At 63.6% G+C, this 15578-nt stretch carries 13 protein-coding genes; 9 read left to right on the top strand and 4 right to left on the bottom strand.

What is annotated here, in order from left to right:
* Positions 1-59: 59 nt before the first annotated feature.
* The gene (locus OPU96_RS27560) at positions 60-992 is read left to right on the top strand and encodes an alpha/beta fold hydrolase (protein ID WP_498560100.1); all 933 of its coding nucleotides are present in this window, start codon (positions 60-62) and stop codon (positions 990-992) included.
* Here OPU96_RS27560 and OPU96_RS27555 read toward each other — a convergent pair.
* Both OPU96_RS27555 and OPU96_RS27550 read right to left on the bottom strand, forming a co-directional pair.
* Positions 955-2421, bottom strand: a complete 1467-nt coding sequence (locus OPU96_RS27555; RefSeq protein WP_498560099.1) for a sensor histidine kinase — start codon at positions 2419-2421, stop codon at positions 955-957. The genes OPU96_RS27560 and OPU96_RS27555 overlap by 38 nt on opposite strands.
* Complete coding sequence (locus OPU96_RS27550; protein WP_192300120.1) at positions 2418-3128, bottom strand: response regulator transcription factor; 711 nt, start codon at positions 3126-3128, stop codon at positions 2418-2420. The genes OPU96_RS27555 and OPU96_RS27550 overlap by 4 nt, the downstream gene beginning before the upstream one ends.
* A gap of 147 nt (positions 3129-3275) precedes the next feature.
* Here OPU96_RS27550 and OPU96_RS27545 point away from each other — a divergent pair, with 147 nt between their 5' ends.
* Positions 3276-4970 (top strand): cytochrome c biogenesis protein DipZ, encoded by a 1695-nt coding sequence (locus OPU96_RS27545; RefSeq protein ID WP_498560098.1) that lies wholly within the window; start codon positions 3276-3278, stop codon positions 4968-4970.
* A gap of 82 nt (positions 4971-5052) precedes the next feature.
* Positions 5053-5745: a peptide-methionine (S)-S-oxide reductase MsrA gene (gene msrA / locus OPU96_RS27540; protein ID WP_498560097.1), complete on the top strand. Its 693-nt coding sequence runs from the start codon at positions 5053-5055 to the stop codon at positions 5743-5745.
* 32 nt (positions 5746-5777) lie between these two features.
* Here msrA and OPU96_RS27535 read toward each other — a convergent pair whose 3' ends face one another.
* On the bottom strand, positions 5778-6728 hold the full coding sequence (locus OPU96_RS27535; RefSeq protein WP_226457597.1) for an alpha-E domain-containing protein: 951 nt from the start codon (positions 6726-6728) through the stop codon (positions 5778-5780).
* Between the two features lie 2 nt (positions 6729-6730).
* A complete protein-coding gene (locus OPU96_RS27530; protein WP_192300116.1) occupies positions 6731-8140 on the bottom strand; it encodes a circularly permuted type 2 ATP-grasp protein in 1410 nt (469 codons plus the stop codon).
* A gap of 485 nt (positions 8141-8625) precedes the next feature.
* Here OPU96_RS27530 and OPU96_RS27525 point away from each other — a divergent pair, with 485 nt between their 5' ends.
* The 6 genes from OPU96_RS27525 to xylB all read left to right on the top strand — a co-directional run bounded on the left by OPU96_RS27525 (position 8626) and on the right by xylB (position 15534).
* A complete protein-coding gene (locus tag OPU96_RS27525) occupies positions 8626-9171 on the top strand; it encodes a hypothetical protein (RefSeq protein WP_192300115.1) in 546 nt (181 codons plus the stop codon).
* A 393-nt stretch (positions 9172-9564) separates the two neighbouring features.
* Positions 9565-11097 (top strand): sugar ABC transporter ATP-binding protein, encoded by a 1533-nt coding sequence (locus tag OPU96_RS27520; RefSeq protein WP_226457596.1) that lies wholly within the window; start codon positions 9565-9567, stop codon positions 11095-11097.
* Positions 11090-12070, top strand: a complete 981-nt coding sequence (locus tag OPU96_RS27515) for an ABC transporter permease subunit (RefSeq protein ID WP_463972728.1) — start codon at positions 11090-11092, stop codon at positions 12068-12070. The genes OPU96_RS27520 and OPU96_RS27515 overlap by 8 nt, the downstream gene beginning before the upstream one ends.
* Before the next feature lie 37 nt (positions 12071-12107).
* Positions 12108-13040 carry an ABC transporter substrate-binding protein gene (locus OPU96_RS27510; RefSeq protein ID WP_498560096.1) on the top strand — a complete coding sequence of 311 codons (933 nt, stop codon included), beginning with the start codon at positions 12108-12110 and terminating at the stop codon, positions 13038-13040.
* A 21-nt stretch (positions 13041-13061) separates the two neighbouring features.
* Positions 13062-14054, top strand: coding sequence for a LacI family DNA-binding transcriptional regulator (locus OPU96_RS27505; RefSeq protein ID WP_305392711.1), 993 nt, complete (start codon positions 13062-13064; stop codon positions 14052-14054).
* A gap of 16 nt (positions 14055-14070) precedes the next feature.
* Entirely contained in the window at positions 14071-15534 is a 1464-nt protein-coding gene (gene xylB / locus OPU96_RS27500; RefSeq protein WP_498560095.1) for a xylulokinase, read from the top strand.
* The last annotated feature ends 44 nt before the right edge of the window (positions 15535-15578 follow it).

The following is a 15578-nucleotide window of genomic DNA, read 5'->3' as shown; positions in this document are numbered from 1 at the left end:
GCTGGCACTGTCGCCGCCAATCCCCCAGGCTAGGCCAAACCTTCAGCCAGGCCTTGCCCATGCGCCAGCAAATCCTCTGCGTCAACGCTATTGAGTTAAGCGTGCACATCAGCGGTCCCGAACACGGCCCGCCGATCTGGCTGCTGCACGGTTTCCCGGAATGCTGGCATTCCTGGCGCGCGCAGATCCCGGCGCTGGCGGCGGCGGGTTATCGGGTGTTTGCGCCTGAGATGCGCGGCTACGGCCAATCCGGCGCGCCCGCCGAGGTGGCCGACTACGACCTGCTGACCCTGTGCGCCGACATCCAGCAGGCCATGGATCATTTCGGCCACACCGAGGTGGTGATGGTCGGTCACGACTGGGGCGCGGTGGTGGCCTGGCACCTGGCGTTGCTGGAGCCCGAACGCGTCACGCGGCTGATCACGCTGTCGGTGCCGTTCGCCGGGCGAGCGCGCCGGCCGGTAATTGACATCATGGCTGAGCTGTATGCCGAGCGTTTCAATTACATCCTGTACTTCCAGGAACCCGGCGTGGCCGAGCAGGAACTGAACGCCGACATCGAACGCACGCTGCGCCTGTTCATGCAGGACCAGGACGTGTTCCTGCAACACAAACCGGCCACTGCGCGCTTGCTTGAAGGCGTCGGTATGCCTGGCGCCTTGCCGTCATGGTGTTCCCGCGAGGATCTTGACGTGTACGTGCAAACCTTCACCGAACACGGCTTTCGCGGCCCGCTGAACTGGTATCGCAACTTCACGCGCAACTGGCAGCGCACCGAATGCCTCGCCGGCCGCCAGGTGCTCCAGCCCACACTGTTCCTGATCGGCGACCGCGACCCGGTCGGCGTGTTTGAAGCGCACACCCTCAAGCGCATGCCCGATTGTGTGCCGGACCTTGAGCAGCACGTGCTGCCCAACTGCGGCCACTGGATCCAGAACGAGCAGGGCCAGCAGGTCAACGAACTGATGCTCGCCTTTCTAGGGAAAAAGTAAACGTCGCCCCGCGGCCGGGCCGCTCCACCAGGCGAATGCTGCGCCCGTGCAATTGCAGGATGCGGTGCACGATGCGCAAGCCCAGGCCGCCATCGCGCCGTGCGCCGCCAATGGTGAAGGCACGCAGGAACAAGCCTTCATGCAGCTCGGCATCGATGCCCGGGCCGCTGTCGCTGACGGTCACGCTGACGCTGTCGGCCTCGACAGCCAACAGCACTTCGACGTCGCCATTGACCGGGGTGTGCCGCAAGGCGTTGTCCAGCAGGTTGGTCAGTACGCGCTCGATCAACCCGAGGTCGGCCATTACTGCCGGTACCTGCGCCGGCAGGCTGGCGCTGAGGCTGATACCGCGCGCTTCGGCGCTCAATTCGAACTTCTGGAAGATGTCCTGCACCAGGTCCGGCAGCGAAAAGCCTTCGAGCACCGGCTGGACAAAACCATGTTCCAGGCGCACCAGTTCCAGCAGCGATTGGGCCAGGCCGCCGACTTTGCGGCTCTGGTCCAGAGCAATCCCGAGGTAGCGCCGGCGCTCCTCGGCGCTCAAGGTCGCGTCCTTGAGGGACAGGGTTTCCAGGTAACCGTGCAACGAGGCCAGGGGCGTGCGCAGGTCGTGGGAGATGTTCGCAACCATCTCCCGGCGTTTCTGTTCCTGGCGGGTGAGGGCGCGCCACTGTTCGCCGAGGCGGTTTTCCATCTGCACGAAGGCGTGGTCGAGCACGGCGATTTCATCGCCGCTGTCAGAGGTGGGCGCGATGTTTTCCGCTGGTTTGGGGGCACCATTGATGTCGAATCGGCCAACCTTGTCGGTGAGCTGGCGCAATGGCCGGGTGATCCAGGCAAACGCCAGCAGGCCCGCCAACAGACACAGCAGCGCGACCAGGCCGATGCACCACAGCGCAATCTTCAGCGCCATGCCGGTGGCGTCCTTGGCATCGAACACATCGTGGGCCTCGCCGAGCAGCACCACATACAGAAAGCCGGTTTGCGTGCCGTTGGCCTTGAGCGGCGCGGCGCTGAACACCTTGCGCCCGTCGACGCTGCGCGGGTCGTCGCCGAGGATCGGCAACATGGCGCCGCTAAGGAAACGGCGGATTGGCGCGAGGTCGACCCGGTCGCGCAGCAGGTGGCCGCTCGGCGCCGCATTGCCGACCACGCGACCCTCGATGTCGAGCAAATACACCTCGACACTCGGGTTCACCAGCATCAGTTGGCCGAACAGGTTGCGCACCGCATCGGGCTTGAGGCCGTCGGCATCCATCAACTGCGTGTCACGGGCAATATGCGCCGCCAGGTCGCGGGACACGCCTTGCACCACTTCCAGCTCGTGCATGCGGTTGGAGCGCACCTGCAACCACGCCGAGGTGCTGCTGCAGATCAGCAGCAACACGGCAAACACTACCGACAGGCGCTGGGTCAGGGTCAGTTTCATGGGCCGTTCTCGGCGAACTTGTAGCCACGGCCCCACACCGTGAGGATGCGCGCCGGGTTGGCCGGGTCGGCCTCGACCTTGGCGCGCAGGCGGTTGATATGGGTGTTCACGGTGTGCTCGTAGCCTTCATGGTTGTAGCCCCACACGGCGTTGAGCAGGTCCATGCGCGAGAACACCTTGCCCGGCTGGCGGGCAAAGAAATACAGCAGGTCAAATTCCCGCGGCGTGAGCTCCAGGGGCTGGCCGTGCAAAGTGGCCTCGCGACTCAGCGGGTTGATGAACAGTGGCCCAAGGTCGAGGCTGCCGGCATCCATTTTCAGGTTACGCGCCATGGCGTCGACCCGGCGCAGCAGCGCCTTGACCCGGGCAACCAGCTCGGGCAGCGAGAACGGCTTGGCCAGGTAATCGTCGGCACCCAGCTCCAGGCCGAGGATGCGGTGCAGCTCGCTGGAGCGCGCGCTGGTGATGATGATCGGGGTGTAGCGCGTCATGGCGCGGGCACGGCGGCAGATCTCCAGGCCGTCGACGCCGGGCAGCATCAGGTCAAGGATCAACGCATCCCAGCCGCCTTGTTCCAGCAGGCGCAGGCCTTCGTTGCCATCGGCACTGTGCACCACTTCGAACTGTTCATCGCGCAGGTGCAGGAGGATCAAGTCGGCGATATGGGCATCGTCCTCAACCACCAGGACACGTTTGGGCTGATCCATGTAAGCGAAACCTTGGCTTGTAGTCGGCGCATTGTGCGGCTTTTGCCACAGTGTAGTTATCACGAATTGTTTAACTCTGCGTGAGGATTGCGCGACCGGCCGGGGCGCAGGATGGGGCTACTTGTTCATTCTGTTAAGGGTCAATCAATGTGGCTTCTGGTTCTCGCATATCTGGGCGGCGCGCTGACAATCGTCAGCCCGTGCATCCTGCCGGTTCTGCCTTTTGTCTTCGCTCGCACCGGGCAGCCGTTTTTGCGCAGTGGCTTGCCGCTGTTGGCCGGGATGGCGGTGACGTTCGCCCTGGTGGCCTCGCTGGCGGCGGTGGGCGGCGGTTGGGTGGTGCAAGTCAATCAATACGGGCGCTGGCTCGCGTTGCTCTGCGTGGCGCTGTTTGGGCTCACGCTGTTGCTGCCACGGCTGTCGGAGCGCCTGACGCGTCCGCTGGTCGCCGCCGGCAGCCGTTTATCCGAGGCAGCCGGGGCCGATGCCAGGCCACGGCCGGGGGCGTCGTTCCTGATCGGCGTGGCCACCGGGCTGCTTTGGGCGCCGTGCGCCGGGCCGATCCTCGGGCTGGTGCTGACCGGCGCCGCCCTGCAAGGCGCCAGTATCGGTACTACCTTGTTGTTGCTGGCTTACGCCGCCGGTGCCGCCACGTCCCTGGCGTTGGCGTTGCTGGTCGGCGGTAAGGTGTTTGGCTTGATGAAAAAATCCCTCGGTGCTGGTGAATGGCTGCGCCGCGGCCTTGGCGCGTTGATGCTCGTCGGGGTGGCAGCCATTGCCCTGGGCCTGGATACCGGCGTGTTGGCGCGGTTGTCGACGGCCTCCACCGGCGGCCTGGAGCAACACCTGGTGGATCGCCTGAGCGCGAAACCCCAGGGCGGGGCGATGATGATGGCGGCCAACCACAGCGACACGCTGCCGATAGAAGGCGCGCTACCCTCCCTGGACGGCGCCGTGCAATGGCTCAACAGCCCGCCACTGAGCGCCGAGGCGCTCAAGGGCAAAGTGGTGCTGGTGGATTTCTGGACCTACTCCTGCATCAACTGCCTGCGCACCTTGCCCTACGTCAAAGCCTGGGCCGACAAGTACCGCGAGCAGGGCCTGGTGGTGATCGGTGTACATGCTCCGGAGTTCGCCTTTGAGCGCGACGTGAACAATGTCACCCAGGCGATGAAGGACCTGGGGATCAACTACCCGGTGGCGATCGACAACAACTACAAGATCTGGCGTGCGTTCAACAACCAGTACTGGCCGGCACATTACTTTGCCGACGCCAACGGCCAGATCCGTTACCACCACTTTGGCGAGGGCGACTACGCCGAGTCGGAGCGGGTGATCCAGCAGTTGTTGCGCGAAGCCGGGGCGAAAAACGTCGCGGGCGGCTTGATCGACGTGGATGCCAAGGGCGTGCAACAGGCGCCGGACCTGAACACCGTGCAGTCGCCGGAAACCTACCTGGGCGCGCAGCGTGCCGAACACTTCGTCAAGTACGGCCCCCTGGCGTTGAACAATTGGACCCTGGACGGCCAATGGAACGTAGGCGGCCAGCAAGTCACTCTGGACCAGGCGGGTGGGCGCATCGTCTACCGCTTCCACGCCCGTGACTTGCATTTGGTGCTGGCCCCCGGCGCAGATGGCAAGCCCGTGCGCTTCAAGGTCACGATCGACGGCAAGGCCCCCGGTGACGCCCACGGCACGGATGTCGCCCCGGATGGCAGTGGCGTGGTGACCGAGCAGCGTCTGTACCAACTGGTGCGCCAGCCGGGAGCGGTGCAGGACCGCACCTTCAGCATTGAGTTTCTGGACCCGAACGTAGCGGCCTACGCCTTCACCTTCGGCTAACTGATTGATGAACTGATAACCCAATCAATGTGGGAGCGAGCAAGCCGGCTCCCACCGTTGACCGTGTTCTGGAGTGAGTTTTATGAACGTTCTCAGATGGCTATCTGCATTGGCCTTGGCTGCCTTTATCAGCCAGGCCCAGGCGTTCTCCTTTGGTTCTTCTGACGATGCTGTCGTCATCCCACCGCCCGCCCTGGACCTGCCGGCATCGGTTGATCTGCAAACGGCGGTCTTCGCCGGTGGTTGCTTCTGGGGTGTGCAAGGGGTTTTCCAGCATGTGCAGGGTGTAAAAAACGCGGTCTCCGGGTATGACGGCGGCGCGGCAGGCACGGCGCAGTACGAGTCTGTCAGCGCAGGCAACACTGGCCATGCCGAGGCGGTCTCCGTCACGTTTGACCCGAGCAAGATCAGCTACGGCAAGCTGCTGCAGATCTACTTTTCGGTGGCCCACAACCCCACCGAACTCAACCGCCAGGGCCCGGATACAGGCACGCAGTACCGCTCGGCGATCTTTGCGCAGGATGCCGAGCAGCAGAACGTCGCCCAGGCGTATATCACGCAGCTGGATGCGGCGAAGGCGTTTGATAAGCCCATCGTGACCACAATCGAGAGGGGCAAGACGTTCTACCCGGCGGAGGCCTATCACCAGGACTTTCTCAGCGAGAACCCGTCTTACCCGTACATCGTGATCAATGATCTGCCGAAGGTGGCGCAGTTGAAAAAGCTGTTTCCCGAGCAGTACCGCGCTGAGCCGGTGCTGGTAAAAACCCAATAGCCCACTCCCACATCGTTGTTCCTCAGTGTGGTTTAGACCACTTCCAGGTAAGACGCGTGTATGGCCCGGGCCAGTTCGCGCACGGTGTCGATAAAGTCCGTCAGGCGGCTGTGCAGGCCGTCCTCAAGAATTTCATCAATCCCGGTATAGCGCAGCCGCGCCTCGAACTCCGCCGCCAGACGCTGGGCCGTACGCCCATAACTGCCAGGCAAGTCCGCAAGGATATGACTCAACTCCTCGATACACGCATGCAGCGACCTCGGCACGTCACTGCGCAACAGCAGCAACTCCGACACCGAGCGCGCATTCAGCGCATTCGGGTACAGCTCGGTGTACGCCTCGAACGACGACAACGCCCGGAGCAGGGCGCTCCACTGGTAGTAGCCGCGTGCGGACAGGTCGCTGACTTCCTCCGACTCTTCGCCAAACATCTCGTAGCGCGCATCCAGCAGGCGCAAGGTGTTGTCGGCACGTTCGACAAAGGTGCCCAGGCGGATAAACCGGTAGGCATCGTTGCGCATGATCGTCCCCGACGTAGCGCCACGGAACAGGTGTGAACGCTGCTTGACCCAATCACAGAAGTGGCTGATGCCGTGGCGCGCCAGGCCGCCGGCGGCGATACTGCGCATTTCCAGCCAGGTCGCGTTGAGGTTTTCCCACATGTCGGCGGTGATGCGCCCGCGCACCGCATGGGCGTTGCCCCGGGCGGCGCGCAGGCAGTTGTAGATGCTGGCGGGGTTTTCTTCGTCGAGGGCGAAGAAGTGCAGCATGCGCTCGGCATCCAGTTGCTTGTGGCGCTCAAGGTAGCTGTCTAGGGTGCCGCTGCTGAGCAACGACATGGCCAGTTCGTCCAGACCGTCGCTGCGTCCGGCCTGGGGCATCAACGACAACGAGTAACTGACTTCCAGCATGCGCGCCAGGTTCTCGGCACGCTCCAGGTAACGGGACATCCAATACAGATCTGCGGCGGTTCTACTCAACATACTCAGCCCTCCACCACCCAGGTGTCCTTGGTTCCGCCGCCTTGCGACGAGTTGACGATCAACGAACCTTCACGCAGTGCCACACGTGTGAGGCCGCCGGGCACCAGACGGGTTTCCTTGCCCGACAGCACGAACGGGCGCAGATCGATGTGCCTGGGCGCGATGCCGTTTTCGACAAAGGTCGGGCAAGTGGACAGGCTCAGTGTGGGTTGGGCGATGTAGGCGTGGGGGCGCGCCTTGATGCGTTGACGGAAGTCCTCGATCTCGGCCGCGCTGGAGGCCGGGCCGACCAGCATGCCGTAGCCGCCGGAGCCCTGGGTTTCCTTGACCACCAGTTCCGGCAGGTGCGCCAGTACATGGGACAACTCGTCGGGTTTGCGGCACTGGAAGGTCGGCACGTTTTGCAGCACCGGCTCTTCGTCGAGGTAGAAGCGGATCATCTCCGGCACGTAGGGGTAGATCGACTTGTCATCGGCCACGCCGGTGCCGATGGCGTTGGCCAACACCACGTTGCCGGCGCAGTAGGCGGCGACCAGGCCGGGCACGCCGAGCATCGACTCGGGGTTGAAGGCCTGCGGGTCGAGGAACGCGTCGTCGATGCGGCGGTAGATCACATCCACGGCTTTGGGGCCGTCGGTGGTGCGCATGAACACCTTGAGGTCGTGCACGAACAGGTCGGCGCCCTCCACCAGCTCCACGCCCATTTCCCGGGCAAGGAAGGCGTGCTCGAAAAACGCGCTGTTGAAGCGCCCGGGGGTGAGTACCACGACGTTGGGGTTGTCCAGGCGGCTTGAGCTTTTGAGGGTCTTGAGCAGCAGGTTGGGGTAGTGGTCCACCGGCGCGATGCGTTGTTTGGCGAACACCTCGGGGAACAGGCGCATCATCATCTTGCGGTCTTCGAGCATGTAGCTCACGCCGCTGGGGGTACGCAGGTTGTCTTCGAGCACGTAGTAGGTACCGTCGCCATCGCGCACCAGGTCCACGCCGGAGATGTGCGAGTAGATGTCGCGGTGCAGGTCGAGGCCGACCATGGCCTGCTGGTAACCCTCGTTGCCCAGCACCTGGTCCGCGGGAATGATCCCGGCCTTGATGATGCGCCGGTCGTGGTAGATGTCGGCGAGGAACATGTTCAGTGCTGTGACGCGCTGGATGCAGCCACGTTCGATCACGCGCCACTCACTGGCGGGGATGCTGCGCGGGATGATGTCGAAGGGGATCAGGCGTTCGGTGTCTTGCTCGTCGCCATACAAGGTGAAGGTGATGCCGGCGCGGTGGAACAGCAAGTCGGCTTCACGGCGACGCTGGGCCAGCAGTTCCGGTGGCGTATTGGCCAACCAGCGGGAGAATTCCTGATAGTGCGCGCGGCAGGCGCCGTTTGCGTCATTCATTTCATCGAAGAAAGATCGAGCCATTCCAGTACCTTGTCAGTGCCGAGTGGGGCTTGGGGGGCACTGCCGTTTAAAAAAACGCATGTTTTTATGAACCCATGGCTGAAGGTGCCAATGGGCCTGGTCCTTACTTTCTTATGGGGTCGGCTCTGGGTCGGGTTGTAACGAAAGCTCCTGTGTGCGGGCAGTGTTCAATGACTAAAGCAATGCCTGTGCCGGAACCTCTAAATCCCTAAACTGCGAACCCGCGCAACCTGTAGTGAGCGGGCTTGCCCCGCGCTGGGGGGCGCAGCCGCCCCAAACCCAGGCACCGCGGTCTTCCTGAAATACCGCGGCGGTCTTGTTGGGGCGGCTTCGCCCCCCAGCGCGGGGCAAGCCCGCTCACTACAAGGGCGACAGCTCGCACAGGGGGAGGGTGCGCTTTGCGCTGATTTGGTGCGCGAACAAACTTGAACTTCATCCGGTGCCCCTTCTTCTAACAGGACTCGACCTCCCCACGGAGCACCGCCGTGCCCAGAATCATCTCGCCGCATTCCCCGGAAACGGCCCTGACCGACCACAGCGAACACAACGCCAAGATCTTCGGCTCGCCCAAGGATCGCCTGGACTTCTACCGCCGTGAGATCCAGTACGAAACCACGATCCTGGCCAACCGCACAGACGCCTACCTCACCGCGCAATCCTTCCTGGTCATCGCCTTCGTCTCCGGCATGGGCAACCTCAACCCCGAGTGGGGCAAGCTGTTCACCCTGGTGGTGCCGGCGTTCCTGGTCTTGCTCGGCATTCTCAGTTCGCTGAACGCCTGGCCGGGGATTCGCGCGGCGTATGAAATCATCGACCACTGGCACTACAAGCAAAGCGAGCTGTTGCGCAGTGAACCGGTGATGGGCCTTGCGTACGACGATTCACCGCTGTTCTGCGAAACCGAGTCGTCCCACAAGGGCTACCGCAAGTCGCTGCTATTCTCAATGCGTGCGCCGTGGCTGTTTATGGTGTTCTGGCTGTTGCTGGGCGCCTATGCGTTTTATATCCAGGTGGACAACCCGGGGTCATAGAGGTGTGGATCATGTCGGATGAACGTGAGCAGGAACCGGAAGAGGAACTCAACGACCCCGGCAACGAAGACCCGGGCTCGCTGATGGATGATGCGCAGGTGCCGCTCATCGAAGAGCAGGAGCCTTAGCGCACCGCTCCAACAGCCATGACTGCCCCGCACCCTGCAAGCTGATCGCACCCAACCTCCTGTCCCAAGGCCAATGGCGGCGCTGTGGCTACCACTGCGCGCGATGGACTGTGCGTGCGCACTAACCGGACTTTCGCACAAAAGTCGTTGGTGAAACGTTTCTTCAAGCACAAAAACAGCTAAGCAAGCGCTTGCGCAAGCAAAAGCTTCTGTTTTAGAGTCGGCCCCGCTCGACCACAAAAATAATAAAACCAGGAGCTCAGCCATGAGCCTTGAACCCTTGCTTGAGATGCAGGGCATCAGCAAAACCTTCAACGGTTTGCGTGTGCTCAAGAATGTCGGCCTGAAGGTCTACCCCGGCGAAATCCACGCCTTGATGGGGGAGAACGGCGCCGGCAAATCCACCTTGATGAAAATCCTCTCCGGCGCCTACCAGGCCGATCCCGGCGGTGAAATCCGCATCGCCGGCCAACCCGTCGCCAGCTTCGATCCTGCCACCGCCAAAACCCTCGGCATTGCCGTGATCTATCAGGAACTGAGCCTGTGCCCCAACCTCAGCGTGGCCGAGAACATCTACCTGGGGCGTGAACTGCGGCGCGGCTGGACCATCGACCGCAAGGGCATGCAGGACGGTTGCCGCGAGGTGCTGCAACGCCTGGGCGCCGAGTTCACGGCGGCGACGCGGGTCAGCAGCCTGTCGATCGCCGAGCGCCAACTGGTGGAAATCGCCCGCGCCCTGCATGCCCACGCCAAGATCCTGGTGATGGACGAACCGACCACGCCGCTGTCCTCCCGCGAGACCGACCGCTTGTTTGCGTTGATCAAGCAACTGCGCAGCCAGGGCCTGGCGATCATCTATATCAGCCACCGCATGGCCGAGATCTATGAGTTGTCGGACCGGGTCTCGGTGCTGCGCGATGGCCAATACATCGGCGAACTGACCCGCGACGCGCTGTCGGCCGAGGTGCTGGTGAAAATGATGGTGGGCCGCGACCTGTCCGGCTTCTACAAGAAGGAGCACGCCGCCTATAACCCCGGAGACGTGGTGATGCGCGTGCGCGACATGGCCGACGGCAAGCGCGTGCGCAATTGCAGCTTCGACCTGCATGCCGGTGAAGTACTGGGCATCGCCGGGTTGGTGGGGGCAGGGCGCACCGAGCTGGCGCGGCTGATCTTTGGTGCCGACCCACGCACCCACGGCAGCCTTGAAGTGGTCGGCAAGAATGTCACTCAACTGCGCACCCCGGCGGACGCGATCCGCGCCGGCGTGGTGTACCTCACCGAGGACCGCAAGGCCCAGGGCCTGTTCCTCGACATGAGCGTGGCCGACAACATCAACGTCTGCGCCTGCGTGCCGGACGCCCACGCCGGTGGCGTGCTGGATCGCGGCCACGGCGCGCAGCGTGCCAGTGAAGCGATCAAGGCACTGTCGATCCGGGTGGCGTCGGGCAAGGTCAATGTCGGCGCGTTGTCCGGCGGCAACCAGCAAAAAGTGCTGCTGGCGCGGTTGCTGGAGGTCAAGCCGCATGTGCTGATCCTCGACGAGCCGACGCGGGGCGTGGACATCGGCTCCAAATCCGAGATCTACCGCATCATCAATCAACTGGCGCAGGCCGGCGTGGGCATCGTGGTGATCTCCAGCGAACTGCCGGAGATCATCGGCACTTGCGACCGTGTGCTGATCATGCGCGAAGGCCAGTTGGTCGCCGAGGTCGGCGGCGCATCCGGTCAGGTTATTTCCCAGGAACGCATTATTGACCTCGCCACGGGTGGCGATCAGGTGGTGGCCAATGGCTGAATTGCAGATGACGACAACAATAGGCAAGGCAGAACGTGCACGTGAGTTGATGCGCACGGTGGGCATGTTGCCGGTGCTGGTGCTGTTGCTGGTGGGCTTTGCCCTGGCCAGCGAAAACTTCCTGACTATGCAGAACCTGTCGATCATCACCCAGCAGGCCTCGGTCAATGTGGTGCTGGCGGCGGGCATGACCTTTGTGATCCTCACGGCGGGCATCGACCTGTCGGTGGGCGCGATCCTGGCGGCTTCGGCGGTAGTGGCGTTGCAGGCATCGATGTCGCCGCAGTTCGGCATGTTCGGGATCGCGGCGGGCATCGGTTTTGGCCTGTTGCTGGGCTTGGTCAACGGCGGCTTGATCGCGTTCATGCGCCTGCCGCCGTTTATCGTCACCCTCGGTGCGCTGACTGCCATGCGCGGTTTGGCGCGCTTGCTGGCGGACGACAAGACCGTGTTCAACCCGGACCTGCCGTTTGCCTTTATCGGCAACGACTCGATCCTCGGCGTGCCGTGGCTGGTGGTGATTGCCGTGGCGGTGGTGGGATTGTCGTGGTTCATCCTGCGCCGCACCGTGATGGGCGTGCAGATCTATTCGGTGGGCGGCAATCCGGAAGCGGCGCGGCTGTCGGGGATCAAGGTGTGGAAGGTGTTGCTGTTCGTCTACGCCATGTCCGGCGCATTGGCCGGGCTCGGGGCGGTGATGAGTGCTTCGCGGCTGTTCGCGGCCAACGGCCTGCAACTGGGCCAATCCTATGAGCTGGATGCGATTGCCGCAGTGATCCTCGGCGGCACCAGTTTTACCGGCGGCGTCGGCACTATCGGCGGCACGCTGATCGGGGCCCTGATCATTGCGGTGCTCACCAACGGGCTGGTGCTGCTGGGGGTGTCGGACATCTGGCAATACATCATCAAGGGCATCGTGATCATTGGCGCGGTGGCGCTGGATCGTTATCGCCAATCCGGTGCACGTACCTGATTTCACTCGTACAACAACAATCACAAGAGAGACCCGTATGAACTTCAAACGCGTATTTCCCGTTATTGCCCTGGCGGCCCTGATGTCCCAAGCCGTCGAGGCGCGTGAGTTGAAAGCCCTTGGCATCAGCATGGGCTCGCTCGGCAACCCGTACTTCGTGACCCTGGCCGATGGCGCCACGGCGCGGGCCAAGGCGCTGAACCCCAACGTCAAGGTCACCTCGGTGTCAGCCGACTATGACTTGAGCAAGCAGTTTTCGCAGATCGATAACTTCATTTCGTCCAAGGTCGACCTGATCCTGATCAACGCCGTCGACCCGTCGGCCATGGCCTCGGCGATCAAGAAAGCCCGTGACGTCGGGATTGTCGTGGTCGCCGTGGATGTGGATGCCAAAGGGGTCAACGCCACGGTGCAGACCGACAATGTCGAAGCCGGCAAGCTGGCCTGCCAGTACCTGGTGGACAAGCTGGGCGGCAAGGGCAATGTGATCATCCAGAACGGCCCGCAGGTCACGGCCGTGACCGACCGCGTCAAAGGTTGCAAGGCGGCGCTGGCCGGTGCGCCGCAGATCAAGGTGCTGTCCGACGACCAGGACGGCAAAGGCTCGCGTGAAGGCGGCCTGAATGTGATGCAGGGCTACCTCACGCGTTTCCCGAAAATCGACGGTTTGTTCGCGATCAACGACCCGCAAGCCATCGGCAGCGACCTGGCCGCCAAGCAACTCAAGCGCAGTGGCATCGTCATCACCTCGGTGGACGGTGCGCCGGACATTGAGAACGCGCTGAAGACCGACACGCAGATTCAGGCCTCGGCCAGCCAGGACCCATGGGCCATGGCGCAGACGGCGGTGGATGTGGGCAACGACATTCTGAATGACAAAGCCCCTGGCGAAGCGGTTACCCTGCTCACGCCAAAACTGATCACCCGCGACAACGTCGGTACGTACAGCGGTTGGTCGAGCAAACATTGATCGATTAAGGGGAACAGCAACGTGGTGACCATGGATGACGTGGCCAGCCGGGCAGGGGTGTCGACGTCAACCGTGTCCCACGTGTTGAACGGCACCCGCAAGGTCAGCCCGGCCTCGGTGCAGGCGGTGCAGCAGGCGATCCAGGCGTTGGGGTACATTCCCAACACCCTGGCGCGCTCGCTGGCGCGGTCGAGCACCAGCACGATTGGCGTGGCGATCTCGGCGCTGTCCAACCACTACTTCAGCGAAACCGTGCACGCCATTGAAAGCGAGTGCGCCAAGCACGGCTACATGATGCTGTTTGTCGACACCCACGACGACCCGGAGCAGGAGCTACGAGTGGTCACGGCGCTGCATCACCGGCGTGTCGACGGGGTGATCCTTGCGCCGTCGAACGACTCGAAGGCGCTGGAGTACCTGCGCACCAACCAGATCCCGGCAGTGCTGGTGGACCGCATGATGAGCGCGCAATTCGATCAGGTCGGGGTGGAGAATACCCAGGCCACCCAGGCCCTGATCACCCATTTGATTGGCCACGGGCACCGCCGCATCGGTTTTATCGCCGGGCGTACGGGGTTCAGCACCACGGACGAGCGGGTTGCCGGCTATAAGGCTGCTTTGCAGGCGGCGGGGTTGGCGTTTGATCCGCAGTTGCTGGTCAACGGCGGCTCCAACACCGAGCCGGCACGCCAGGCCACGGTGCAGTTGCTCGGGCTGGATGCACCGCCCACGGCAATCATGGCCGGGAACAACCTGATGACCCTTGGCGCGATGCACGCCCTGCGTGACGCGCAGCTAGAGGTGCCAGGACAGATGGCCTTGGTGGGGTTTGATGATTTTGACTGGGCCGATTTTTTCGTGCCGCGCCTGACGTTGATTGCCCAGCCGGTCAACGACCTGGGCGCGCGTGCGGTGCACCTGCTGCTGCAGCGCATGGCGACACCCGAGGCAACGCCGCACAGCGTGCGCCTGGCGCCGAGCCTGCAACTGCGCAATTCATGTGGCTGTATCTGATTGGAATGACACGCGTATGAGCCGTCCTGTTTCCCTCGGCATAGACCTCGGCACTTCAGAACTCAAGGCGATCCTGATGGACCTTGACGGCACGGTATTGGCCCACGCCGGCGTGCGATTGAGTGTGTCGCGGCGCCACAGTGGCTGGTCCGAGCAGGCGCCGCAGGACTGGTGGCAGGCGTGTGTGCAGGCGTTGGCGCAACTGCGGGCGCACCCGGCCTTTGCCCGGGTGGCGTGTATCGGCTTGTCCGGGCAGATGCATGGTGCGGTGCTGTTGGGGCGGGACGACCGGGTGTTGTATCCGGCGATCCTGTGGGACGACTCCCGTGCCATCGCTGAGGCTCAAGAGCTGGGCGCGGGCTTTGCAGACGTCACCGGTAGCCTGCCGATGGCCGGGTTGACCGCGCCTAAGCTGCTGTGGCTGCAACGCCACGAGCCTGAGGTGTTCCAGGCAATTGACTGTGTGTTGTCGCCCAAGGATTACCTGCGTTTGCGCTTGAGTGGCGAGCGCGTCAGCGAGATGTCGGATGCCGCCGGTACGCTGTGGCTGGATGTGGCGAACCGTGAATGGTTCAGCCCGATGGTTGGCGCCAGCGGCCTGGTGCTGCAGCAGTTGCCGAGGCTGGTGGAAGGCGGCGCGGCCAGCGCCGTGCTGACCGCGACCGGCCTGGGCTTGCCTGCCGGGGTGGTGATCGCCGGTGGCGGGGGCGACAACCCGGTGGCCGCCGTAGGCATCGGCGCGATCAATGCGGGTGACGGGTTCATCACCCTGGGCACCAGCGCTGCGATTGTGGCAATCACCGATCACGCCGCCGGCAATCCGGCCAGCGCCGTGCACAGTTTCTGTCATGCGCTGCCCGGGCGCTGGTACACCATGGGCGCGATGCTGGCGGGTGCCAGTTGCCTGCGCTGGGTCACGCGGCTGACCGGCACGCGGGATGAGCAGGCGTTGCTGGAGCAGGTGCAGGCGCAACTGCCGATCGCACAGGCGGTGCCACTGTCGGCACCGCTGTTTCTGCCTTACCTGGCTGGAGAACGCACGCCGCATAACGACCCGTTGCTGCGCGGTGGATTCATGAACCTGGGCCACGACTGCACTCCGGCGCTGCTCGGGTATGCGGTGATGGAGGGGGTGGGCTTTGGTTTGCTCGATGCGTTGCACGCGGTGCAATCGGCGGGGGCCCGCGTCGGCGCGTGTGCCTTGGTCGGCGGCGGGGCGCGCAGTGAGTACTGGGCGCAGCTGTTGGCCAACATCCTGCAGCGGGAGATCTTCACGTTGCATGGCAGTGAGTTGAGCGCGTGCGTGGGGGCGGCGAAGCTGGGGCTCATGGCGATCGGGCAGGGCGCCGAGTTGCTGCAGGCGGGGATGCCGGTCAAGGCGCGTTACCAGCCGGATGTCGGGCAACAGCCGCTGCTGGAGGCGCGCTATCGCAAGTTCAAAGGTTTATTGGGGGCAGCCAAGACACTGCACGGCTTGTAGTGAGCGGGCTTGCCCGCGCTGGGGGGGGGGGGGGGGGGGGGGGG

This window comes from Pseudomonas sp. RP-B7 (assembly GCF_059803535.1).
The sequence above is the reverse complement of the archived record's forward strand: the minus strand, read 5'-3'. Positions and strand labels throughout refer to the sequence as shown.

Excerpts from the sequence above, each read along its gene's own strand:
- OPU96_RS27560 (WP_498560100.1), top strand. The coding sequence starts at position 60 with ATGCGCCAGCAAATCCTCTGCGTCAACGCTATTGAGTTAAGCGTGCAC.
- OPU96_RS27555 (WP_498560099.1), bottom strand. The coding sequence starts at position 2,421 with ATGAAACTGACCCTGACCCAGCGCCTGTCGGTAGTGTTTGCCGTGTTG.
- OPU96_RS27550 (WP_192300120.1), bottom strand. The coding sequence starts at position 3,128 with ATGGATCAGCCCAAACGTGTCCTGGTGGTTGAGGACGATGCCCATATC.
- OPU96_RS27545 (WP_498560098.1), top strand. The coding sequence starts at position 3,276 with ATGTGGCTTCTGGTTCTCGCATATCTGGGCGGCGCGCTGACAATCGTC.
- msrA (WP_498560097.1), top strand. The coding sequence starts at position 5,053 with ATGAACGTTCTCAGATGGCTATCTGCATTGGCCTTGGCTGCCTTTATC.
- OPU96_RS27535 (WP_226457597.1), bottom strand. The coding sequence starts at position 6,728 with ATGTTGAGTAGAACCGCCGCAGATCTGTATTGGATGTCCCGTTACCTG.
- OPU96_RS27530 (WP_192300116.1), bottom strand. The coding sequence starts at position 8,140 with ATGGCTCGATCTTTCTTCGATGAAATGAATGACGCAAACGGCGCCTGC.
- OPU96_RS27520 (WP_226457596.1), top strand. The coding sequence starts at position 9,565 with ATGAGCCTTGAACCCTTGCTTGAGATGCAGGGCATCAGCAAAACCTTC.
- OPU96_RS27515 (WP_463972728.1), top strand. The coding sequence starts at position 11,090 with ATGGCTGAATTGCAGATGACGACAACAATAGGCAAGGCAGAACGTGCA.
- OPU96_RS27510 (WP_498560096.1), top strand. The coding sequence starts at position 12,108 with ATGAACTTCAAACGCGTATTTCCCGTTATTGCCCTGGCGGCCCTGATG.
- xylB (WP_498560095.1), top strand. The coding sequence starts at position 14,071 with ATGAGCCGTCCTGTTTCCCTCGGCATAGACCTCGGCACTTCAGAACTC.